Source organism: Subdoligranulum sp. DSM 23681 (assembly GCF_057005535.1).
Genome location: NZ_CM168050.1, coordinates 2,795,135 through 2,817,314 on the forward strand (window position 1 = coordinate 2,795,135; position 22,180 = coordinate 2,817,314).

The window sequence follows — 22,180 nt, forward strand, 5'->3', positions numbered from 1 at the left end:
CCGCCGACTGTGGCAGGTTCCGGTGTTTTGTTTTCAAGAAGCGCTGTCTTCCGCCTGGGCCTGACCGGCAGCGTATGCATCGTTCATGTGCCCGGGGAACGGATAGGTGCGGGCCTCGGTGGCGGTGATGCCGCCGACCCCGTACCAGCGGGCACGGCACAGGCCGATGGAATCGCCGCTGTCTTCCCGGATATCCGGCAGTCCGTAGGCGGCACACCAGTGTGTGTACGGTTCGATGGCGTAGCTGACCAGTTCGGCCTGAGGCGCCTGCTCACCCAGTTCGGCGGCCTCGGTGCGCAGCAGGCCGTCCCGTGTTTGGTACATCACATAGTAGCTGGCAATGTCATATCCGGCCTCCGCCGCATGGAAGGCGCACACAAGGCCTGCGCAGGCGGCGGCACAGGTCAGCGCTTTGCGCAGCGTCCGGCCGCTGAGCTGTACCGCGCAGGCCGCACAGGCAGCGGTGAGCAGGGTAAAGGGGCCGTGGGTGGAGCGCTCGTAGTAATCGGGGCTCAGGATCATGGCAAAATTGGCGGCCAGACCGCCCAGCAGCAGAATCACCGGCCAGACTATGGGGCCGTATCCGGTTTTGTCCGTGCTGCATTGGAAGACCAGCAGCACGAACAGGATCACGAAGGCGAACAGCAGGGGCAGGGCATACTCTTTCAGCATGTTCAGACAGTTGAAAAAGCGTACCGCATACCGCGTGAGGAAGGATTCATAATCCCCGTAAACCGAAGCCCGATTGTAATTGCCCCGGGCTGCGATCAGAATCACAAACCCGGCTACCGAACCGGCGAAGCCGGACCACATCCAGGAGGGGATTCTGTGGTGTCGGATCAGCAGAGCCAGCAGGCAGAGGACAAGGCAGACCAGCATGCCGGCGCTGGTGTTTTCACTCAGCCAGCCGGCCAGCAGTCCGGCCAGGGCCATGCCTGCGGTCAGCCGCCAACTGCCTGCAAACGGTTTCTGCAGGTAATAGCGCCATGGCAGCAGAAAGGCCAGACATCCCAGACTGGCCCACAGGTAATTGCAGGCACCGCACATCCACAGGTTGGTCTGTCCGAATGCCGGACTGATTTCCCACAGAGATGCCAGGATCAGCGCAAAGACAACCAGATCATACCGCCCGGTGCGGCGCCCTCTGGCCAGCCGGTAGATGACCAGAGCCAGTGCCAGATAGGCGGCAGCATTGCAGAGGTTGAACAGGACCTTGGGGAACATGGTGAACCCCTGGGCAAAGAATTTCACCACCACCCGGCCGCTCCATTCATAATAATGGTAGGCCAGACTTTTCAAGAGCTGGGGCAGACTGTGCAGCCGCAGTCCCGTGTCAAAGGCATAGGCAAAGGTGAAATCATCTGCAATGTAAGGGGTCAGACAGTTCAGCAAGAACATCCATAGAAAAACCACCGCAGCGGCGGCGGTAAAACATTTCTTTCGCAGCGCAGAGGCCTTGTCGTGCATAGGCGGCATCCTCCTGAAAGTGAATTTTGAAAGGGAAATGGCGGCTGCGCAGCTCCGCACCTCCGTCCGGAATCGCAGCTGCCGTTCAGGTGTATCTTACTACAACGGCACTTTTTTTTCAAGGCAAGGGTATTTTTCTCTTGCGTTGGATCATAAAATATGATACTATGACTTATACTCTTTGCACTGCATTACATCCTTGCAAAAAGGGTGCGAGATCAACAGTACAAACTGAGCAGGCGATGCCCATTCCGGGCATGGGGTCGGGCCGCCTTTGCGGCAGCAGATGTGAACGACGGCATCTGTGGGACAGTTGTATGTTCCACAGGTGCCTTTTTCTATACCCTGGTGGAACCGTATCTCAATGAGGTGCACATAAGAGAATACAGTACGGCCGCACAGCGGCCCAACAGGAGGTTTCTTTTATGTCAACCCGTTCAACCCACGCAACCGCCCGTCATCTTGATGAGGACGCCGTGATCCGGCGTCTGTCCCTGGTCAGTGTTGTCGGCAATGCCATCCTTTCCGGCTTCAAACTGCTGGCCGGTATCTGGGGACATTCCGGCGCCATGATCTCCGACGCCATTCACTCGTTTTCGGATGTGCTGACCACCCTCATTGCCTGGATCGGCGTCAAGGTATCCCGGCGCGCAGCGGATGCCGCCCATCCCTACGGCCACGAACGCCTGGAATGCGTGGCTTCTCTGATCCTGGGCGTGGTGCTCATGGCCACCGGGCTGGGTGTGGGCCGCGTCGGCCTGGAAAACATCTTTTCCGGCGAGTATGAAAAGCTGGCCGTGCCGGGGCTGATCGCGCTCATTGCCGCTGTGGTCTCCATTGTGACCAAGGCGGCCATGTACTGGTATACCCGGTACTATGCCAAGCAGATCAACTCGGCGGCTTTCATGGCGGATGCATGGCATCATCGGTCCGATGCCTTCTCCTCCATTGGCTCTCTGATCGGTATCGGCGGTGCCATGCTGGGTTTCCCGGTACTGGACTCGGTGGCCAGCGTGGTCATCTGCCTGTTCATCGTCAAGGTCGCTTACGACATCATCAAAGATGCGGTGGTCAAGATGCTGGATACGTCCTGCGGAGAGCAGTATGAGCAGGAACTCAGCCGGTTCGTCAGTGAACAGCAGGATGTGGTCTGTGTGGATACGCTCCACTCCCGCATGTTCGGCAACAAGGTCTATGTGGACCTGGAGATCGAGGTGGACGGCCAAAAGACCCTTCAGGACGCCCATGCAGTGGCCGAACGCGTACACACTGAGATGGAAAGTCATTTCCCCGATATCAAGCATGTGATGATCCACCTGAATCCGGCACCCAGTTCTGTCGTGCAGTCGGCGGAAAGCCAGTGATTTCCCTGTAAAAAAAGCCCGCGGAAGAGGCTGATGAACTGCACCCCATTTGTTAGACAGTATGGTATACTGGATAACAAGTGGGGTGCTTTATTATGCCGAAAGGAATACCAAACAAACGCTACACACCGGAATTTAAGCAACTGGTAGTGGAGACAATGCGAGAAGAACATTTAAGTGTTCGGGAAGTAATGCGAAGGTTTAAAATCAATGATCATGGCATTATTGAACGCTGGGAACGAATCTATCTTGAAGAAGGGCCGGAAGGATTGGCGATAGAACGTCGAGGGCGCAAAAGAAGAAGCCGGCTTGCGAAGCTGTCTAAAACAGTTGAAGAAGACCTTATTGCCGAGAACCAGCGACTGCGCGCGGAGAACGAATACCTAAAAAATTTGCAAGCCTTGGTTTTGGAGGAAGAGCGACGCCGGCACAGAAAATGCAGGTAGTCCAAACACTAAGGCCGAAATATCCTTTGTCCCAGCTGCTCGAAATCGCTCAACTGCCTCGTGCCACTTTCTACTACCATCTGAAGCGGATGCAAAAGGAAGATAAATACGAAGAAGCAAAAGCGGAGATTTCCTCCATTTACCACGAAAACAAAGGGCGGTATGGATACCGGCGCATTACCGCAGCACTACACAAGAACGGTATACATTTGAACCACAAGACGGTGCAGCGACTCATGAAAGATCTGGGATTGGTTTGCCGTGTCAGACCCAAGAAGTATCGCTCTTACAAAGGAGAAGTGGGCAAGATCGCCCCTAATCTGCTGAACAGAGACTTCCATGCGGAAATGCCAAACCAGAAGTGGGTTACTGACGTGACAGAGTTCAGCCTGTTCGGCCAGAAGCTCTATCTTTCTCCAATCTTGGACCTGCACAATGGGTATTTGGTAAGCTACGCTATCTCTGACCGTCCGGTTTTAAGCATGGTAACGAAGATGCTTGCCAAAGCCTTTGAAACCATACCGGATGGAACCAGACTGATTCTTCACTCCGACCAGGGCTGGCAATACCAGCACAAGCAGTACCGGAGGATGCTTAAAGCAAAGGGCATCCGGCAAAGCATGAGCCGCAAGGGAAACTGTTTGGACAATGCAGTGGCGGAAAACTTCTTCGGTCTGCTCAAGAGCGAATTGCTCTATCTACAAAAGTTCCAGTCCATGCGGCACTTCAAACAAGAACTCATTGACTATCTGGATTACTACAATAACCGACGTATTAAGACAAAGCTAAAGGGCCTGCCGCCTGCAATTCACAGACAACAAGCCCTTTCGGTTGCTTGAACAGTTTTTATTTGAAAATATTGTCTAACTTTTGGGGGTCATTTCACTGAACTCTCCCGCGGGCTTTTTGCTTTTTCAGGAAGTGGTGTCCGGCGTATCCGTCTGGGCGAGGGTGTCCGGTGCTATGGTTTCGGTGCCGGCGGTCAGTCGGCCTAAGGTACGGCACAGGTGGCCGAAATCGATGGGCTTGGATACATGGGCATTCATGCCCGCCGCGGAAGTGGCGGCAATATCTTCGGCAAAGGCGTTGGCGGTCACGGCAATGATGGGGACCACGGGAGCGTCGGGGCGGGGGAGCGCCCGGATTTGTCGGGCGGCTTCGCAGCCGTCCATTTCCGGCATCTGCATATCCATCAGAATGGCATCAAACTGGAAAAGCTCGCTCTTTTCAAAGGCCGCCACGGCTTCCCGGCCACTCCATGCCTGCGTTACCTCCACGCCGTTGAGCTGCAGCAGTTCGGTGGTAATTTCCATGTTCACCTCGTTGTCCTCCGCAAGCAGGATGCGCCGCCCTTCCAGTCGGTATACTTCCGGAGCGGAGGCGACCGGTGCCGCCGCTTTCTGGTCGGCGATGACTGCAAAGGGGAGTACCAGGGTGAAGGTGGTGCCCTTGCCCTGTTCGCTTTCCACCTGCAGTTCACCGTTCATCTGGCTCACCAGGTTTTTGGTGATGGACATTCCCAGCCCGGTGCCGATGCTCTGCTTGGCGGAAAAACGCATTTCCCGGCTGTAAGGCTCAAACAGATGGGGCAGGAATTCCGCCGACATGCCGATGCCGGTATCTGCCACCACGATTTTGTATTTGGCATAATCGCCCTTGTCGATCTGGGTCACATGCAGACGGATGGTGCCGCCTTCCGGTGTGAACTTGAAGGCGTTGGAAAGCAGATTGTTCAGGATCTGGTTGATGCGGGCTGGATCGCCGAGCAGGCGGGCCGGTTCCAGGTCCAGCTTCACATCCAGTGTTTTCTTCTGGGTATGAGCCTGGAACCGGAAGGCTTCCAGGCATTCTTCCAGACAGGCGCGCAGGTCGAACTCGTGATTGTTCAGCATGACCTTGCCCTGTTCCATGCGGGACATGTCCAGGATGTCGTTGATCAGATTCAGCAGCTGACGGCTGGCGCTGTTGATCTTGCGCAGATATTCCTTGAGCCGGTCTGCGTCGTCGTATCTGGAAGCCAGCTCGCTCAGTCCCACGATGGCATTCAGCGGGGTACGCATATCATGGGACATGCTGCTGAAGAAGGACTGTTTGGCGCTCTCGTTCCGGTGGGCCAGCTCCAAGGCATCCTCCAGTATACGCCGTTCTTCCATCTGTCGCTGCTTTTCCTGACCGATTTCCCGGAAGCAAAGCACAACTTCCTCGGGGGAGAGAATTTCATCGAACAGGATCCGGACATTCACCCAATGATATTCCTCACCGAACTTTCGCTGAAAGTCTCCGCCGAAATCCTGGGTATGCGCCTGGACCAGCCGGCGGATGTTTTCCAGGGAGAAGCTCTTGGAAAATTCGGCATATGCGCCCGGTTCCATCACTTCTTCCACGATTTTCATCAAGGCGGCGTAATTGCCTGTTGCGGGCAGAGTCTCCTGCACGGGGGAAGGGCTCTTGATCATCTCATAGGTGCCCTGGGCACAGTCGATCCGGTACAGGGCATAGTAGGAATTCCCCAGTACCCGAACGGTTTCGTCGGTGCGGTCAATGCGGTCATGGTATTTCTTTTCCCGCCAGACCGTTACTGCCAGGACCAGCAGGGAAACGCCCAGGATCATGGCCAGCACGCTGCCAAAGGGACGCAGATTGCCCAGAAGGTTTCTGTAGGGGATCGTCACGATGGAATACCAGCCGTTTTCCATCCGGGTGTAGTAAACACCCCGGCGGTCGCCGTCCAGGTCCTTGATGAAATCACAGTATTCGTCCAGCTCGCCGGCATAAATCTTTTCCAAAAGACAGCTGCAATATTTCTGGATTCCCTCGCTGTCCAAAGGCAGGCCCGTGCGGGAATAAAGGACCTTTCCCGTGGCGTCGCATAAGAAGAAGGAATCCGCATGGGCCAGGGTCAGAGGATCTGCCTGGAAATGGAAGTTTTCGGTAAAGACATCAAATCCCAGCACCACGTTCCCGTTGTCAAAGGACTGCACCACCGAAATGACCGGCTCTTCGGTGACTATGTCGGTGTACAGCCCGGTCACCACGACCTTGCCCTCTTCGGCCACCGCCATGCGGTACCAATCCCGCTGGCGTGCGTCATAATCGGGGTCGATATCGGTGGGCAGGCGTCCGGAGGCTGTGAGCATTTCATCGCCCACCAGCAAAAACGGGCTGACGACCCCTTCACCCAGAACACTGGTCACCCGCTCAAAATACATATCTGCCGGCTCAAACAGGTCTTCGGCCGTATAGCCCTCGTCCAGCCGGTCCTGCAAGAAGGCGGTGCCGTAACTCAGCAGGGTCTGGTACACGGTCAGGTTGCTGCGGGCTTCCTCCGCATAGCTGCGCGCCAACGCCGCGCCGGTTTCCTGCCCGTTGATCAGCAGGGAACGCCGGATTATCAGTACGCCGAACAGCGCCAGACATACCAGCACGCCAAAGGCGAGCAGACTCAGGCGCATATCTTTCAGAACACGGCGGAGGCTTTTGTATCGTTTGGCCTTTTTTCTGTTCATGGTAGGCAACCTTTCTTTTCTGTCTGCCAGGAATCCGCTGTACGGGATGGGCGGTACATTGTTAAAAATTTCTTATTGTATCTTCATTATAAAGCATGCCGGCGGGCGGAACAAGATGTCCGGGACCCGGTCCGTCTCTTTTTCTTGCATGAGCCACGGATGTGAACGATTCTTGACAAGGAACGGAGGTTCGGGGTATGATATAAAATAACAAATTTTGCCTATAGGGGATCCTGGCGGAAACGAAGGGCGCCATATGACGGGTGTGCGGTATATCCCGGTCATGCGGCGGGGGGAAGAATGTTTGGGAGTATACTATGGATGCAATGGAATTGTTTACCCGGCAGTATGGTCTGACGGAACCGAAATTGGTGGAGTCCCTGTGCCAGCTGGCCCAAGTGCGCCGTATGCCGCGCGGAACGGTATTTCTGCGGGCAGGGGAGATCCAGACGCAGGTGTTTCTTTTGCTCAGCGGGGTAGCGCGGGGGTATTTTGTGGACATGGATGGGGCGGACCATACGGATTGTTTCTGCTTCAAGTGCGGAACGCCCACCATGCCGCCTTGCTCTTTTGACGAGCCTTCTCCGGAAAACCTGGTGGCCCTCACCGACTGTGAGTTTGTGGTACTGCCTTTGCAGGAAACGATGAAGCTGGTGCATACCTATCCAGAACTGACGGAATTGTATGCGCGCTTTTTGACCGATGCCATGCGTCTGCACAACCATACCCGCCATGTCATGTGCAATCTGCCTGCCAAGCAGCGGTTCCAGTGGTTTCTGGAAGAGTATCCCGGCCTGATCTTTGATGTGAACAACCGTCACATTGCCAGTTTCCTGAGCATGACGCCGGAAACGCTCAGCCGGATGAAAAGTGCTTTGCGCAAATCCCGCTATGCCGGGTGGCAGAATTCCTGACCATGATTTTGGCTTTGACGGCACGGCCCCGTAAGGGGCTGTGCCGTTTTGCGTGGTCCGGCATTTTCTTTTGCGGATACCCGTGGTATAATACAGGCAGATTTCAGTCTGTGCCCGGGGAGGGAGGAGAAGCGGATGGCGGTTTCGTTTGTACGCCGTGCGGCGGCGCTGGGGCTGACGGTCTGCCTGATGGCCGGCTGCACCGCACCATCTTCCGTGCCGGTGTCCACGCCATCCCCGCTGCCGGCCCAGACGGCGCAGCCGGACGGCCCTCTGTCCGGCATGACCCTGCGGGACAAGGTCGGGCAGCTGTTTCTGGTTCGGCCGGATGCGCTGGAAGAATCCCTCTCCCAGGAGGAGATCGACGACGCGGATGCCGACGGCGTGACCGAAGTCTCCGACTCCATGGCAGCCTTTCTCGCGGAATATCCGGTGGGTGGTGTGGTCCTTTTCGGCAAAAACATCACCGGCGAGTCACAGCTGAAAACCCTGGTTGATGAACTGCAGCAGGCCTCGGAGATTCCGATGCTCATCGGTGTGGATGAGGAGGGCGGCGCCGTGGCCCGTCTGGCCGGAAATCCGGCTTTTTCCCTTCCCCGGTATCCGAGTGCCGCCGCGGTAGGGGAACAGGGGCCGGAGGCCGTGCGGGCCATGTCGCTGGAAATCGGCAGATACCTGACCGGATATGGCATAACCCTGGATTTTGCCCCGGTGGCGGATGTGAACACCAACCCGGACAATCCGGTTATTGGCACCAGAGCCTTCTCCTCCGATCCCCAGACCGCCGCGGCGTGCGTGACTGCCGCCGTGCAGGGATTTGAGCAGGCAGGGGTCCTGTGCTGCCTCAAACATTTTCCCGGGCACGGAGATACCGCCCAGGACAGCCACGACGGCGCGGCCGGTACCGACAAAACATTGGAAGAGCTGCGTGCCTGTGAGTTCCTGCCCTTTGCGGCCGGAATCCAGGCCGGAGCGCCTCTGGTCATGGTGGGACACATTACCGCTGCCCAGGCTGTCCCTGCCAGCGAAGCAGATCTGCCGGCCACCTTCTCCCACACTATGGTCACGGAGATCCTGCGGGGAGAGCTGGGATTCAGCGGTGTGGTGGTGACCGACTCGCTTTCTATGGGAGCGGTGACGGGAACTTACACACCGGGCGAAGCTGCCGTTCTCGCCCTGCAGGCCGGAGCGGACCTGCTGCTGATGCCCGCCGGTTTGGTCCAGGCGTATGAGGAAGTGCTGGCGGCTGTAGAGGATGGACGACTGAGCGAAGCCCGCCTGAATGAGAGCGTGGAACGCATTCTGGCTCTCAAACAGCAGGCGGGACTTCTTGAATGACTGTTTCCCGGACAGGAGGAAAAGGGATGCAAAAGGACACGATCACCGCCAAACCGGCGCAAAGCTCTCTGGCAGGGACCTGCGGGGAACGTACCCGCCCCTGGCAGGTGCGGGACTGCGGAGCCAGACCGGCGGCCAAGCCGCTGTATGCTGTGGACGGCTGGTTCTTTACCCAGCGCCTTTCTGGAATCCAGAGATATGCCACCGAAGTCCTGGCAGAACTGGACAAGATCGCACCGCCCGGGGCCCTGGAGGTGGTCGTGCCGGAAGGCGCGCCGCAGCCTGCCTATGAAAACCTGAAGGTCGTAGCGTACGGCAAGCAGAATCCGCTGTGGGAGCAGCGGGACTATCCGCGGTATCTGGCGCAGACCGGCCGCCGGTGGCTGTGCATGTGCAATGTGATCCCCCTGCGGGCCGGCCGGCACGCGGGGATTGCCGTCTGGCATGATGTGTGCTACCGTGCCCGTCCGGATTTCTACCGGGACCCACGGGGGCGGGCGTCGGCGGCGTGGCACCGGCTTCAGTACCGGGCCATGGCCCATCAGGCCTGCGGTATTGTCACCGTATCGGAATTTTCCAAAAACGAGATTGTCAAATATTATAAGGTGGACCCATCTCGCATCACCGTCATTGGCAACGCATGGCAGCATATGGAACGGATCAAAGCTGACCCGGATGTTTTTGCCAACGGGGGCAAATGGCCCGCCCTGAAGCCGGGACAATATTACTTTTCCATGGCCAATCTGCTCAAGAATAAAAACTTCCCCTGGGTGCTGCGGGCCGCCAAAAATGCCCCGCGGGAGGTTTTCGCCATAGCAGGGGGCGGCAGCCTGCAAAAGCAGGCAGAGGAACTGGGTCTGGCCGACCTGCCCAATGTGGTCTACCTGGGATATGTCTCCGACGGGGAAGCCAAGACCCTGATGGCCAACTGCAAAGCGTTTTTGTTCCCCACGCTGTATGAGGGATTCGGCATCCCGCCGCTGGAAGCGGTGGCCTGCGGGGCACCCCGGGTGCTGGTCAGCGACACGCCCTGCATGCGGGAGGTTTACGGCCCCTGTGCCGGGTATATTGATCTGGCCGTCAATCATGGAGATGTGACGAAAGTGACGCCGCCTGCGGCGGACCCCGCCGAGCTGCTGGCCAAATATTCCTGGGCCGAAAGCGCTCGCCGTCTGGCCGGTCTGCTTTTCTGAATGGAATATCCAGGATAGGAAAACCGCCCGACTCCTTTTGTGCACAGGCACAGGGAGTCGGGCGGTTTTTATTGTTTGCGGTCCATGCTGCGGTATTGCAGGGCCTCCATCAGCTCGGCAGGGCCGATGATGTCGCTGCCGTTCAGGTCCGCCACCGTGCGGGCCACCCGCAGGATGCGGTCGTAGGCACGGGCGCTGTATCCCATCCGCTCAAAGGCGGTGCGCAGCATGGCCTCGGCGGCAGGGGCCAGCCGGCAGTACCGGCGCAGAAGGCTGCTGGGCAGCTGGGCGTTGCAGCCGATGGCAAGCCCTGCATACCGTTCCCGCTGAACGGCACGGGCGGCAGTCACCCGGGCCAGAATGGCAGTGCTGGGCTCGCCGCCCGCCTCGGCTGCCAGGGAGTCGTATTCCACCGGCCGGACCTCCACATGCAGATCGATGCGGTCCAAAAGCGGCCCGGAAATCCTCTGCCGGTACCGTTCGATGGCGCTGGGGGTGCAGGTGCATTCGTGTCCGGGGCAGCCGTGATACCCGCACTTGCAGGGGTTCATGGCTGCCACCAACATGAACCGGCAGGGGTAAGTGGCACTGGCATGGACCCGGCTCACGGTGATTTTCCCGTCCTCCAGCGGCTGGCGCAATACCTCCAGCGTGTCCCGGGAAAATTCGGGCAGCTCATCCAGAAACAGGACGCCGTTGTGGGCCAGACTCACTTCCCCCGGGCGGGCGTTGGTACCGCCGCCCGCAATGGCGGTGGCGCTGACACTGTGATGCGGGCTGCGGAAGGGGCGGGCTTTCAGCAGACCCTGGCCCGCGCGCATCAGCCCTGCCACCGAATAGATGGCGGTGGTCTCCAGGGCCTCCTCATAGCTCATGGGCGGCAGGATTCCCGGCAGCCTCTTGGCCAGCATGCTCTTGCCGGTACCCGGCGGGCCCACCATGAGCACATTGTGCCCGCCGGCGGCGGCCACTTCCAGCGCCCGACGGGCTTCCGCCTGCCCGCGTACATCCGCAAAGTCGGGCCCCAGCCAACCGCTGTCCGCGTCATATCCGTCCGGTTGGGCAGGGGAGAGCTTTTCTGTGCCGCACAGATGCTCCACCACCTCCCGGGCGGTGCGGGCCGGATAGACGGTGACGCCGGGGGCTACGGCGGCTTCGGCGGCGTTTTCGGCCGGCAAGAACAGTTCGGTGATGCCTGCCTTTCGCGCCGCCAGAGACATGGGCAACACCCCGGGGATGGGCCGCAGGGCGCCGTCCAGACCCAGCTCCCCCAGAAAAGCCTGGTGCGGGGCCGGAGCGGGCAATTGCCCTTGGGCGGTCAGAATGCCCAGAAACACCGGCAGATCGTACAGGGAACCGGTCTTGCGCACGTCGGCGGGAGCCAGGTTGACGGTGATGTGGCTGGCAGGCCAGGGGTAGTGCAGATTCTTCACGGCGCTGCGGACCCGCTCGCTGCACTCCTTGACGGCGGAATCAGGCAGTCCCACGAGGGCAAAGGCGGGCAGCCCGCCGGAAATGTCGGTCTCCACCGTCACAGGATAACCGCTCAGGCCGGTCACCCCCAGGCTGTTGATCTGCGCAAACATCCGCGCCCCTCCTCTGTGTTCGTTTCGCTTATCAGTATATCGTTTTCTCCGGCATGGGGCAAGCAAAAAGCATAAAAATGCAGACGGACAGGGCAAAAAATGGGTGATTGCGCCAAGATTCGATTGACAAGACCGGTGCAGATTGGTATATTTATGATAGTTAAGCAAAACTACCCAAAATATATCATTGGAAGAAAAGCGCAGGTGTTCAAAATGTATAAAGAAATGTTTGACCGCTGGCTGGCCTTCGACCTCGATGACGCCGACCTGAAACCGGAACTGGAGAGCATCAAGGATGACGACGCTGCCATCCAGGACCGTTTTGCCGTTGCCCTGAAATTCGGCACGGCCGGTCTGCGCGGCGTGATCGGTGCCGGTACCAACCGGATGAACGTCTATGTGGTCCGGCAGGCCACCCAGGGGCTGGCCAACTGGGTCAAGACCCAGGGCGGTACCCAGACTGTGGCCATCAGCTACGACAGCCGCATCAAGAGCGATGTCTTTGCCAAGGCGGCGGCCGAAGTGCTGGCAGCCAACGGAATCAAGGTCCGCATCTACCGTGCCCTGATGCCCGTTCCGGCCCTGAGCTTTGCTACCCGGTACTATAAGTGCAACGCAGGTATCATGGTCACCGCGTCCCATAACCCTGCCAAGTATAACGGCTACAAGGCCTACGGCCCGGACGGCTGCCAGATGACCGATGAAGCCGCCGACATCGTCTATGCCGAGATCCAGAAGACTGACATTCTCACCGGTGCCAAGACCATGCCCTTTGCCGAGGGTCTGGAAAAGGGCCTGATCGAGTATGTGGGGGATGACTGCATCCGCGCTCTGTACGATGCCATCGAAGCCCGCTCCATCCGTCCCGGCATCTGCAAGACCGCCGGCCTGAAGCTGGTGTACAGCCCGCTGAACGGTTCCGGTCTGGTGCCTGTCACCACCGTTCTGGACGAGATCGGCATCAAGGATATCACCATCGTGCCCGAACAGAAGGACCCGGATGGCAACTTCCCCACCTGCCCCTATCCCAACCCCGAAATCTTCGAGGCGCTGCGCCTGGGTCTGGAACTGGCCGAAAAGTCTGGTGCCGACCTGATGCTGGCCACCGACCCCGACGCCGACCGTGTGGGCATTGCCGTCAAGTGCAAGGACGGCAGCTATGAGCTGCTTTCCGGCAACGAAGTGGGCGTTCTGCTGCTGGATTACATCTGTGCCGGCCGCATCGAGCAGGGCACCATGCCCAAGGACCCCGTCATGTGCAAGTCCATCGTGTCCACCCCGCTGGCGGACGCCGTGGCTGCCCATTATGGCGTGGAGTGCCGCAACGTCCTGACCGGCTTCAAGTGGATCGGCGACCAGATTGCCAAGCTGGAAGCCGATGGCCAGGTTGACCGCTTCATCTTCGGCTTTGAGGAAAGCTACGGCTACCTCGCCGGTCCCTATGTCCGCGATAAGGACGCCATCATCGGTTCCATGCTGATCTGTGAGATGGCGGCGTACTACCGTGCCAAGGGCTCCTCCATCAAGGAGGAGCTGGAGCGCATCTATGCCCAGTATGGCCGTTACCTGAACAAGGTGGACAGCTTCGAGTTCCCGGGCCTGTCCGGCATGGACAAGATGGCCGGCATCATGGAAGGCCTGCGCAAGAACCCGCCCGCGGACTTCGCCGGCGACAAGGTCGTCAAGGTCACCGACTACGAGAAGCCCGAGGAGACCGGCCTGCCTGCCGCCAACGTCCTGATCTACAAGCTGGAAAGCGGCGCCACCGTGGTGGTCCGTCCCTCCGGCACCGAGCCGAAGATCAAGACCTACTTCACCACCCTCGGCAAGGACCTGGCCGAAGCCCAGGCCCAGAAAGACAAGCTGGCCGAAGCCATCAAGCCGATTCTGGCCTGATTTCCCTGTTCATCATCCGGGGCTGCCCTTCGCGGGGCGGCCCCTTTTTGCTGTATCCTGATTCCGGGGACCCTCTTTTCAAATCTGACAAAACTGTATATAATAAAAAGAGCTGCCAGACAGCGGAAAGGAGCACTCCCCATGCCAGGAGATCTTCACACACATACCACCTTTTCCGACGGATCCACCCCGGTGGCCAAGCTGCCTTTTCTGGCCAAATGTGCCGGCATGACCCATCTGGCCGTGTCTGACCATGATGCCATCCGCAGCGTGCGGTATGCCTATGCCAATCCGGTGGTGGAAGGGGTCCACCTGATTCCGGCCACCGAACTTACGGCATACGACTATGAGCGGGGGCACCGTGTACATATTCTGTGTTTCTGGCCTGATGACTGTGCGGCCCTGGAGGACTTCTCCAAGCTTATGTCCGAGCGCCGGTACAACGCCGTTATGCAGAGCTGCCGGGAACTGGAAGAGCTCTGCCCGCAGTTCAAGACGGCGGAAGCGCTGGAATTTGCCCGGGACAGCGGTACTTTGTACAAAGCGCACGTCATGCGGGTGCTGTGGCAGTACGGCCTTTCGGATGGGATGTACAATTCGGTGTACCGTTCGCTGTTCGGTCTGCGGCCGGTGCGGGGCAAGATCCTGCACAATCCCAAGTACGAGACGGTGGACACGGTGCTGAACCTGATCAAGACCTGCCGTGGCGTGGCCGTGCTGGCCCATCCCAGTGTGTATAAGAGCATGCCTCTGGCCCGGGAACTCATCGCAGCCGGCCGTCTGGATGGCGTAGAGATCGACCATCCCCGCAACACTCCGGAAGACAAGGAGGAGCTGACCCGTCTGGCCCGGGAAAACGACCTGATCGTCACCGGCGGCACCGACTTCCACGGCATGAATTCCAACAACCCGCGCCCGGTGGGCGCCTTTTATACCGCGGACGATCAGATCGCCCGCATTGAAGCTGTCGCCCGCGCCCGCAAGCGCTGAGCGGCAAAAAAGACAAAGGAGAGACCATCATGATTTACGAACGCAAGAATAAGGGCACCTGCTCGGTGCTGACCCGTGTCGATCTGGCTGAGGACCACACCATCCGCAAGGTGGAAGTCATGGGCGGCTGCAATGGCAACCTGAAAGGCATCTGCCAGCTGCTGCAGGGGATGAAGGCCGAGGACGCCATTCAGCGCATGAAGGGCACCACCTGCGGTCCTCGCCCCACCAGCTGTCCGGACCAGATCTCCCATGCTCTGGAAGAGGCCCTGGCACAGCTGGGCTGATTGCTGCTTACCCAGAAAAACGAAGCAAAGGAGCCTGTCATGGACTGCTTCCATTATCCTCTTGATACCGAACAGCTGCTGCGCAAAAAGCGCCGCATCCGGCGGGAGCTGCTGGCCCAGAACCCCAGCCCCCTGCACAAGAAAATTGCCATCCTCGGCGGTTCCACCACCAACGAAGTGGCCGATCAGCTGGGACTGTTTCTGCTGAATTACGGCATCGAGGCCGAGTTCTATCAATCCGAATACGGTCAGTACTGGCAGGATGCCATGTTCGGTACCCCCGAATTGGATGCATTCAAACCGGATGTGATCTATATTCATACCAACTGGCGCAACATTGAACATTTCCCCACCACTGCCGATACTTCGGCTCAGGTGGATGAAATGCTGGAATCCGAGTACGCCCGCTTCGAGACCATGTGGCAGGCGCTGGCCCGGAAGTTCAGCTGTCCGGTCATTCAGAATAATTTCGACCGTCCCAACTATCGCCTGATGGGCAACCGGGATGTGTGGGATGTGCGGGGACGCACCAACTTCATTTCCCGCCTGAATCAAAAGTTCTATGCTTATGCCACGGCCCATGAGGACTTTTATATCAATGACCTGGACTATCTGGCTTCGGACTATGGCCTGACCGCCTGGGGAGATGCTTTCTTCTGGCACATGTACAAGTATGCCATGTGTCTGGATGCCATCCCGTCTCTGGCCAACAGTCTGGCCAACATCATCAAGTCCCTGTATGGCCGCAACAAGAAAGCCCTGGTCCTGGACCTGGATAATACCCTGTGGGGCGGCGTTGTGGGGGATGACGGGGTGGACGGCATTGCTGTCGGACCCGAAGTGCCCGAGGGACAGGTCTATGCCGAATTCCAGAGTTACTGCAAGGCGCTCAAGTCCATCGGTGTTGTGCTGGCGGTGGATTCCAAGAACGACGAGGAAAATGCGCTGGCGGGGCTCAACCATCCCGACGGCGTTCTGCGTCCGGAAGATTTCGTGGCCATCAAGGCCAACTGGGACCCCAAGGACCAGAACCTCAAGGCCATTGCCGCCGAACTCAACCTGGGAGCGGACAGCTTTGTCTTTGCTGATGACAACCCGGCAGAGCGGGCCATTGTGGCGGCCCAGGTGCCCGGTGTGGCCACGCCGGTATTGGACGGGGCCGAAAATTACATCAAGACCCTGGACCACGGCGGCTACTTTGAGGTCACCACCCTCTCAGGGGAGGACCTGAAAAAGACCGAACTCTACCATGCCAACGCCGAGCGCCGCCGTGCCCAGGCAGCCTTTGCGGATTACGGTGCTTATCTGGACAGCCTGGAGATGACAGCCACCATCCGCGGCTTTGAACCTCTGTATATCCAGCGTATCGCCCAGCTGACCAACAAGTCGAACCAGTTCAATCTCACCACCCTGCGCTGCTCGGAGGACGATATCCGTGGTATGGCCGATGACCCGTCCTGGCTGTGTCTGTACGGCAAGCTGGTGGACAAGTTCGGCGATAACGGTGTGGTCACGGTGGTGGCCGGACAAGCGGAAGGGGAGACCCTGCACCTGCGTCTGTGGCTCATGAGCTGCCGTGTGCTCAAGCGCGGCATGGAAGATGCCATGATGGATGCCGTGGTGGCGGATGCCGCTGCCCGTGGCCTCAAGACCATCCGGGGCTACTATTATCCCACAGCCAAGAACGGTATGGTGAAGGACTTCTATGCCGGCATGGGCTTTACCCGGGTGGAAGAAGATGCCGAGGGCAACACCACCTGGGAGCTGTCTGTGGAGAGCTACAACGCCCGCCATCCTCACATGAAGATCGAGCGCTGACAAAATTGTTTCAGGTCCCCGGTTTACGGTCCGGCTTCCGTAAACCGGGGATTTTTGTATTGATCGGACCGTTTTGCGGAGAGGCGGGCGGCAAGACGGGCAAAAGCTCCGTTCCGGATATCTTTTCTGCCGTCAAAAACAGTGCTCCGACCCATAAAAAATCAACTTTTTTCAAAGAAATTTTGAAGACAACGAAACATCGACAAACTTTTTTTCAAAAAAAGCTTGCATTTCCAAGATTCCTTTGCTATAATAAATGAGCGCTGACAGGTGAGCACAAACGAGCGGCGCGAAACTGAATAGATGGGAGCTTTCCCGAGTGGCCAATGGGGACAGACTGTAAATCTGCTGCGTAATGCTTCGGTGGTTCGAATCCACCAGCTCCCACCAAAAACCCGAACGATTTATCGTTCGGGTTTTTCTTTTGCAAACTATACGGAAAAAGGGAAGGACGGTTTCATTTATGGAAAAGCTGTTTGACGGTGTCCGCCGGATACAACCGGCACAGCTGCATGTCAGCCAGCTGTACGTCAGCCGTACCAAGCTGCAGGCGGTACAGGCGTGGCTCACGCCAGCCACCCTGAACGCTTGCCGCCCGCTTCCGGTGCATGATTTCGGCGATGGTTTTTTCACCCTGACCGATGGCCACACGCGGGCATTGGCTTTGCTGCTGTTGGGGCTGCCCTGTCCGGTCTGTTATGATACGGATGAAATGGTGGTGGGTCCGGAAGGGCAGAAGGCCTACCGGACGGCCATTGGCTGGTGCAGGAACGCGGGCGTTTGTACGGTGGGGGACCTGAGGAAACGTGTGGTGGGGCAGACACAGTATGAGAAACTGTGGCTGGACCGCTGCGCACAGGCTTTTGCCGAATTGGGGCAATAATGCCTGCCGCAGCATAAAAACACCCCCGGAGAGCGCCTCTCCGGGGGTGTGCTGGTGGTTTCTCAGTAGGTAATGATAATGCCCTGCTCCTGCGCGTAGAAGCTGCAAAGGCCGCCGCAGGGGACTACCTGTACATTGGCTTCCGGCCATTTGGCACGGATACCGTGGGTCAGCAGGGTGGCGGCGTTCTCGTTGCTGCAGTGGCTGATGAGTACCGGACGGGTACCGTCGAAGCCGTCGTGATCCATCTGCTCCAGAATGCGGGCCAGTACCCGGGGTTCGCCGCGGGTCTTGAAGAAAAAGTCGATCTTGCCGTCGGCGGTGCGCTTGCCCAGCACCCGCATGTTCAGGCGTCCGGCGATAAAGCCGACCACCTTGGAAACGCGGCCGTTTTTGGCCAGATTATCAAAGCTGGCCAGAGCAAACAGAATGTGGCCTTCCTTGCTGAACTCGGTCAGGGCCTGACAGATCTCCTCAAACCCGGCGCCTTCCCCGATCATACGGTTGGCCAGAGCGGCTGCCGATGCCAGCGCGCCGGCGCAGCTCAGTGTGTCCAGAATGAAGATCTTCTTTTCCGGGTGTTCTTCCAGCACCATCTCCCGGGCAGCCACAGCGGCGTTGTAGCTGCCTGAAAGATTGCTGCTGATGGTCATGGCAATGACCTGGTCAGCCTGCAGAAAACGCTCGGCCCATTCCTCGGGGCTGGGGCAAGCGGAAGAAGAGGCGCCGTTGTAGTCGGTCATCGCCTGGATCATCTGCGGCACATTCAGTGTGGGCAGGTCCACATATTCTCGCTCCCCGATGCGGATTTTGAACGGGACCAGTGCAAACTGCACTCCTGCAGAAAGCGGTGTCAGTTCCCGGATGTCACAAGAAGTGTCGGATACAATCATCCATGCCATGGCAAACCCTCCCGGCACCGGTGCAGAACACAGGCGCGCTATACCAAGTATTGGTTTCTCTCTTTATTATACGGGGGCACGGCAAAACCGTCAAGCGTTCGATTCAGCGCACAAAATTGTAAAAGGTAGGAGAGGGCGGGTTTTTCCCTTGCGTTGGTGATGGAAAAAGAGGTATAATACCTCATGTACTTGTTATGCTGCATGCAGAAGGCGTGCACAACCACAGGAGATCTCTGTATTATGGCAGATTATTATTACTATCGCAGAAAAGTGGAAAGCCAGCGCCGCCGCCGCAAGGCTGTGATCGCGCTTTTGATTGTTATGGCTCTGTTGTGCGCGGCTGCCGGGTATTTCTGGTTCCGCAGCCAGAATGATACACCGCCGCAGGGGAGCACGCCGGAAACGGCCGTGTCGGAAACAGCGTCTCCGGCCCCTGCCACCACGGAAACGGCGGCCAGTCCGGAAAGTGCTTCGCCCTATGCGCCGCAGCGCCTTCTGCCGGCGGTGGACAACGCTTCCTGGGATACCAGCCAGCCGGTGGAACAGACCATCGATTTTGAATATCTGAATACCGATGCCAGAATGGTGGCGCTGCCCCAGTCGGGTCGTGTGACCAGGGAGCATTTCAACACCGCTACCTTCCTGGGGGACAGCATTACCGAAGGCATGGCTATCTACGCCACCGGGTTTACCAATGCCCAGGTCAGGGGATACCGCAGTGCAGGCCCCCAGATCATCGTCAACAATGCAGCGGTGCATGACTACGCCCGCAATGTGGACGAGGCGGCCCTGGACGCCGTGGTGGCTTCTCAGCCGGATTTCCTGTATGTGCTGTTCGGCACCAATGCGTTGGTCAATCAGGGCAACGAGGATTCCTTTGTTGCTTATTATGACAAGATGATCGAGATCCTGCAGCAGAACTTGCCTGGTGTGGCCATTTATATCCAGGCCATTCCCGGCGTGCAGGAAACGGTTGTCCAGACCAAGCCGGGTCTGGACAACGCCCGTATCCAGACCATCAACAATATGCTGGCCAACATAGCTTTGACCCGTGGGTGCTATTTCGTCAATATCCAGGAAGCTCTGACCTATCCCGACGGAAGCCAGATTGATGAATACCAGACCAGCGACGGTATCCATATGGGCCCTGCCGGTTACGCGGCCTGGACGGAATACCTGCAGACCCACACCGCCTGGGACCGGCGGAACAAATACGAAGGTACCAATCCTTACTATATTCTCGGTTCGTGATGAATACAGCGCTTGCAGCGTGCTTTTCTGACAAAAAGTGCGCTGCAGGCGCTTTTTTCGTTGCATAATGTCATCAAGCAACATGATAAATGACTATTTTGCACAAATCGACAGGCAGGCTTGATAAAATTTTAGCGGTTTATTACAGAAAAGTCTTGAAATTCCTGTGTGAAACGGGTAATATAGAATCAATAGAACCACAAAAATCAGTGGATCTGCAGCAGCAGAACCACACAAAGCATGGTTTTGTAAGGGGAGATCAAATTGAAACAGCAAGAAAAGGTGCCAAAACCTTCCGACCTGCCGATCTATCTGTTCAAGCAGGGCAATAATATGGAGGCTTACCGCTATTTCGGCGCACACCTTTGCGAGCAGGACGGTCAGGCGGGATGCGTGTTCCGCCTGTGGGCTCCGCATGCAAAGGCTGTTTCGGTAGTGGGGGACTTCAATGACTGGATGCCCACCACCCACCCGATGCAGAAGGTGGATGACGGAATCTGGGAATTGTTCATTCCGGGGATCAAGCAGTTTGACGTGTACAAATACTGTGTTACCACCCCGGCGGATGAACTGGTCTATAAGGCTGATCCGTATGCGTTCCACGCCGAGACCCGCCCCTCCAACGGCAGCAAAGTCTATGATATCAGCGGATTCGCCTGGGATGATACCGCCTGGGAAGAAGAGCAGAAAAAACGTGATGTGATCAACGGGCCGATGCTCATCTACGAGCTGCATGCGGGCAGCTGGAAGATGAAGGCGGACGGTGTGCCGTACAACTACTCCGAACTGGCAGACGAACTGATTCCCTACATAAAGGATATGGGCTATACCCATGTGGAATTGCTGCCCATCACCGAATATCCTTTCGACGGCAGCTGGGGGTATCAGGTCACGGGGTACTATGCACCCACCAGCCGCTACGGTACGCCCCATGATTTCATGGCGTTTGTGGACAAGATGCACAATGCCGGCATCGGCGTGATTCTGGACTGGGTGCCCGCCCATTTCCCCAAGGACGCCTATGGTCTGTATATGTTCGACGGTGCGCCCTGCTATGAGGACCCCAACCCCCGCCGCGGCGAGCATAAGGAATGGGGCACCATGGTGTTCAACTATGGCATGCCGGAAGTGCAGAGCTTCCTGATCTCCAGTGCGCTGTTCTGGATCGAGCAGTACCATGTGGATGGCCTGCGTGTGGATGCGGTGGCCAGCATGTTGTATCTGGATTACAACCGTCGGGATGGCGAGTGGGAACAGAACGTCAACGGCGGTAAGGAAAACCTGGAAGCCATTGCCTTCCTGCAGAAGTGCAACAGCACCGTTCTGGGACGCTATCCCCACAAGATGATGATCGCCGAAGAATCCACCGCATGGCCTCTGGTTACCAAGCCTGCCGCGGACGGCGGCCTGGGCTTCAACTTCAAGTGGAATATGGGCTGGATGAACGACATGCTCAGCTACATGAAGACGGATCCGTTGTTCCGTGCCGGCAATCACGGCAAGGTCACCTTCAGCTTCTTCTATGCGTTCAGTGAAAACTTTGTGCTGCCCATCAGCCATGATGAGGTCGTGCACGGAAAGTGCAGCCTGATCAACAAGATGCCCGGTGATTACGAACAGAAGTTTGCCAATCTGCGTACCTTCTATGGCTACATGGCCGCGCACCCGGGCAAGAAACTGCTGTTCATGGGGCAGGAGTTCGGCCAGTTCATCGAGTGGGATGAAAAGAAGCCGCTGGACTGGATGCTGCTCGGGTACGACAAGCATCACCAGCTGCAGAGTTATGTCCGTGATCTGAACAAGTTCTATCTGGAAACGCCGGCCATGTGGCAGGTGGATTACAGCTGGGAAGGCTTCCAGTGGATCGTGCCAGACGATAACCAGCAGAGTGTCATTGCGTTCCTGCGTCGGGACGCCAAGGGCAAGATGGTCCTCATCGTCTGCAACTTCAACCCTGTCCTGCGGGAAGGCTACTCCATGGGCGTGCCCAACGCCGGCAGCTATAAGGAAGTTCTGAACTCCGACGATGCCAAGTACGGCGGTTCGGGCGTTACCAACGGTACGGTCCGCAGCAAGAAGGGTGCTATGCACGGCTTTGAGCAGCATATTACCCTGACGCTGCCGCCGCTGTCCACGATGTATTTCAGTGTGCCCGCGCCCCGCAAAAAGCCCACCAAGAAAGCGGAGGAAGAACCGGTAAAGGCTGCCAAGGCAGAAAAGTCTGTCAAGGCGGAAAAGCCGGCAAAGCCCACTGCGCGCAAGACCACTGCATCGACCCGTACGCGCAAATCCAAGTCCAAACCGTCTGAAAAGATGGAAGGAAATATTTGATCCACTGC

The 22,180-nt window shown here is 57.8% G+C and carries 17 protein-coding genes, 1 tRNA gene and 1 riboswitch; of the genes, 14 read left to right on the plus strand and 4 right to left on the minus strand.

The window, feature by feature from the left end:
- Positions 1–33 precede the first annotated feature (33 nt).
- A complete protein-coding gene (locus AC127K_RS12905) occupies positions 34–1,467 on the minus strand; it encodes a DUF3329 domain-containing protein (RefSeq protein ID WP_483720891.1) in 1,434 nt (477 codons plus the stop codon).
- Positions 1,468–1,688: 221 nt separating this feature from the next.
- Positions 1,689–1,782: riboswitch (NiCo riboswitch) on the plus strand.
- 110 nt (positions 1,783–1,892) lie between these two features.
- Between AC127K_RS12905 and AC127K_RS12910 the strand changes: the two genes are divergently transcribed.
- The 3 genes from AC127K_RS12910 to AC127K_RS12920 all read left to right on the plus strand — a co-directional run bounded on the left by AC127K_RS12910 (position 1,893) and on the right by AC127K_RS12920 (position 4,116).
- Positions 1,893–2,831: a cation diffusion facilitator family transporter gene (locus AC127K_RS12910; RefSeq protein WP_483720892.1), complete on the plus strand. Its 939-nt coding sequence runs from the start codon at positions 1,893–1,895 to the stop codon at positions 2,829–2,831.
- Positions 2,832–2,926: 95 nt separating this feature from the next.
- On the plus strand, positions 2,927–3,277 hold the full coding sequence (locus tag AC127K_RS12915; protein WP_483720450.1) for a transposase: 351 nt from the start codon (positions 2,927–2,929) through the stop codon (positions 3,275–3,277).
- Complete coding sequence (locus tag AC127K_RS12920) at positions 3,268–4,116, plus strand: IS3 family transposase (RefSeq protein ID WP_483720451.1); 849 nt, start codon at positions 3,268–3,270, stop codon at positions 4,114–4,116. Before AC127K_RS12915 ends, AC127K_RS12920 begins: the two co-directional genes overlap by 10 nt.
- Positions 4,117–4,191: 75 nt before the next feature.
- Here the strand turns inward: AC127K_RS12920 and AC127K_RS12925 are convergent, their stop codons facing one another.
- Entirely contained in the window at positions 4,192–6,783 is a 2,592-nt protein-coding gene (locus AC127K_RS12925) for an ATP-binding protein (RefSeq protein ID WP_483720893.1), read from the minus strand.
- 317 nt (positions 6,784–7,100) lie between these two features.
- On the opposite strand from AC127K_RS12925, the gene AC127K_RS12930 reads away from it, so the two are divergent.
- The 3 genes from AC127K_RS12930 (at position 7,101) to AC127K_RS12940 (ending at position 10,228) form a co-directional block, all read left to right on the plus strand.
- A complete protein-coding gene (locus AC127K_RS12930; protein WP_483720894.1) occupies positions 7,101–7,697 on the plus strand; it encodes a Crp/Fnr family transcriptional regulator in 597 nt (198 codons plus the stop codon).
- A gap of 135 nt (positions 7,698–7,832) precedes the next feature.
- Positions 7,833–9,035 (plus strand): glycoside hydrolase family 3 protein, encoded by a 1,203-nt coding sequence (locus tag AC127K_RS12935; protein WP_483720895.1) that lies wholly within the window; start codon positions 7,833–7,835, stop codon positions 9,033–9,035.
- Between the two features lie 26 nt (positions 9,036–9,061).
- A complete protein-coding gene (locus AC127K_RS12940; RefSeq protein ID WP_483720896.1) occupies positions 9,062–10,228 on the plus strand; it encodes a glycosyltransferase family 4 protein in 1,167 nt (388 codons plus the stop codon).
- A gap of 68 nt (positions 10,229–10,296) precedes the next feature.
- Here AC127K_RS12940 and AC127K_RS12945 read toward each other — a convergent pair whose 3' ends face one another.
- Complete coding sequence (locus AC127K_RS12945) at positions 10,297–11,814, minus strand: YifB family Mg chelatase-like AAA ATPase (protein ID WP_483720897.1); 1,518 nt, start codon at positions 11,812–11,814, stop codon at positions 10,297–10,299.
- 213 nt (positions 11,815–12,027) lie between these two features.
- Between AC127K_RS12945 and AC127K_RS12950 the strand changes: the two genes are divergently transcribed.
- The 6 genes from AC127K_RS12950 (at position 12,028) to AC127K_RS12975 (ending at position 17,688) form a co-directional block, all read left to right on the plus strand.
- Complete coding sequence (locus AC127K_RS12950; protein WP_483720898.1) at positions 12,028–13,710, plus strand: phospho-sugar mutase; 1,683 nt, start codon at positions 12,028–12,030, stop codon at positions 13,708–13,710.
- 141 nt (positions 13,711–13,851) lie between these two features.
- Positions 13,852–14,700: a PHP domain-containing protein gene (locus tag AC127K_RS12955; RefSeq protein WP_483720899.1), complete on the plus strand. Its 849-nt coding sequence runs from the start codon at positions 13,852–13,854 to the stop codon at positions 14,698–14,700.
- A 29-nt stretch (positions 14,701–14,729) separates the two neighbouring features.
- Entirely contained in the window at positions 14,730–14,987 is a 258-nt protein-coding gene (locus tag AC127K_RS12960; protein ID WP_294542432.1) for a TIGR03905 family TSCPD domain-containing protein, read from the plus strand.
- Between the two features lie 39 nt (positions 14,988–15,026).
- Positions 15,027–16,805, plus strand: coding sequence for an HAD-IIIC family phosphatase (locus AC127K_RS12965; protein ID WP_483720900.1), 1,779 nt, complete (start codon positions 15,027–15,029; stop codon positions 16,803–16,805).
- Positions 16,806–17,110: 305 nt separating this feature from the next.
- Positions 17,111–17,195: transfer RNA gene (locus tag AC127K_RS12970), tRNA-Tyr, on the plus strand.
- A 73-nt stretch (positions 17,196–17,268) separates the two neighbouring features.
- Entirely contained in the window at positions 17,269–17,688 is a 420-nt protein-coding gene (locus AC127K_RS12975; RefSeq protein WP_483720901.1) for a hypothetical protein, read from the plus strand.
- A 62-nt stretch (positions 17,689–17,750) separates the two neighbouring features.
- On the opposite strand, the gene AC127K_RS12980 is transcribed toward AC127K_RS12975, so the two are convergent.
- Positions 17,751–18,590 carry a DegV family protein gene (locus AC127K_RS12980; RefSeq protein ID WP_483720902.1) on the minus strand — a complete coding sequence of 280 codons (840 nt, stop codon included), beginning with the start codon at positions 18,588–18,590 and terminating at the stop codon, positions 17,751–17,753.
- A 240-nt stretch (positions 18,591–18,830) separates the two neighbouring features.
- Between AC127K_RS12980 and AC127K_RS12985 the strand changes: the two genes are divergently transcribed.
- Entirely contained in the window at positions 18,831–19,841 is a 1,011-nt protein-coding gene (locus AC127K_RS12985) for a GDSL-type esterase/lipase family protein (protein WP_483720903.1), read from the plus strand.
- A 333-nt stretch (positions 19,842–20,174) separates the two neighbouring features.
- A complete protein-coding gene (glgB, locus tag AC127K_RS12990; RefSeq protein ID WP_483722200.1) occupies positions 20,175–22,172 on the plus strand; it encodes a 1,4-alpha-glucan branching protein GlgB in 1,998 nt (665 codons plus the stop codon).
- The last annotated feature ends 8 nt before the right edge of the window (positions 22,173–22,180 follow it).

Bases quoted from the DNA above. Each gene is read 5' to 3' on its own strand.
- AC127K_RS12940 (WP_483720896.1), top strand. From the start codon at position 9,062: ATGCAAAAGGACACGATCACCGCCAAACCGGCGCAAAGCTCTCTGGCA.
- AC127K_RS12905 (WP_483720891.1), bottom strand. From the start codon at position 1,467: ATGCACGACAAGGCCTCTGCGCTGCGAAAGAAATGTTTTACCGCCGCC.
- AC127K_RS12910 (WP_483720892.1), top strand. From the start codon at position 1,893: ATGTCAACCCGTTCAACCCACGCAACCGCCCGTCATCTTGATGAGGAC.
- AC127K_RS12955 (WP_483720899.1), top strand. From the start codon at position 13,852: ATGCCAGGAGATCTTCACACACATACCACCTTTTCCGACGGATCCACC.
- AC127K_RS12930 (WP_483720894.1), top strand. From the start codon at position 7,101: ATGGATGCAATGGAATTGTTTACCCGGCAGTATGGTCTGACGGAACCG.
- AC127K_RS12975 (WP_483720901.1), top strand. From the start codon at position 17,269: ATGGAAAAGCTGTTTGACGGTGTCCGCCGGATACAACCGGCACAGCTG.
- AC127K_RS12980 (WP_483720902.1), bottom strand. From the start codon at position 18,590: ATGGCATGGATGATTGTATCCGACACTTCTTGTGACATCCGGGAACTG.
- AC127K_RS12935 (WP_483720895.1), top strand. From the start codon at position 7,833: ATGGCGGTTTCGTTTGTACGCCGTGCGGCGGCGCTGGGGCTGACGGTC.
- AC127K_RS12965 (WP_483720900.1), top strand. From the start codon at position 15,027: ATGGACTGCTTCCATTATCCTCTTGATACCGAACAGCTGCTGCGCAAA.
- AC127K_RS12960 (WP_294542432.1), top strand. From the start codon at position 14,730: ATGATTTACGAACGCAAGAATAAGGGCACCTGCTCGGTGCTGACCCGT.
- AC127K_RS12920 (WP_483720451.1), top strand. From the start codon at position 3,268: ATGCAGGTAGTCCAAACACTAAGGCCGAAATATCCTTTGTCCCAGCTG.
- AC127K_RS12925 (WP_483720893.1), bottom strand. From the start codon at position 6,783: ATGAACAGAAAAAAGGCCAAACGATACAAAAGCCTCCGCCGTGTTCTG.
- AC127K_RS12985 (WP_483720903.1), top strand. From the start codon at position 18,831: ATGGCAGATTATTATTACTATCGCAGAAAAGTGGAAAGCCAGCGCCGC.
- AC127K_RS12915 (WP_483720450.1), top strand. From the start codon at position 2,927: ATGCCGAAAGGAATACCAAACAAACGCTACACACCGGAATTTAAGCAA.
- AC127K_RS12950 (WP_483720898.1), top strand. From the start codon at position 12,028: ATGTATAAAGAAATGTTTGACCGCTGGCTGGCCTTCGACCTCGATGAC.
- AC127K_RS12945 (WP_483720897.1), bottom strand. From the start codon at position 11,814: ATGTTTGCGCAGATCAACAGCCTGGGGGTGACCGGCCTGAGCGGTTAT.
- glgB (WP_483722200.1), top strand. From the start codon at position 20,175: ATGGAGGCTTACCGCTATTTCGGCGCACACCTTTGCGAGCAGGACGGT.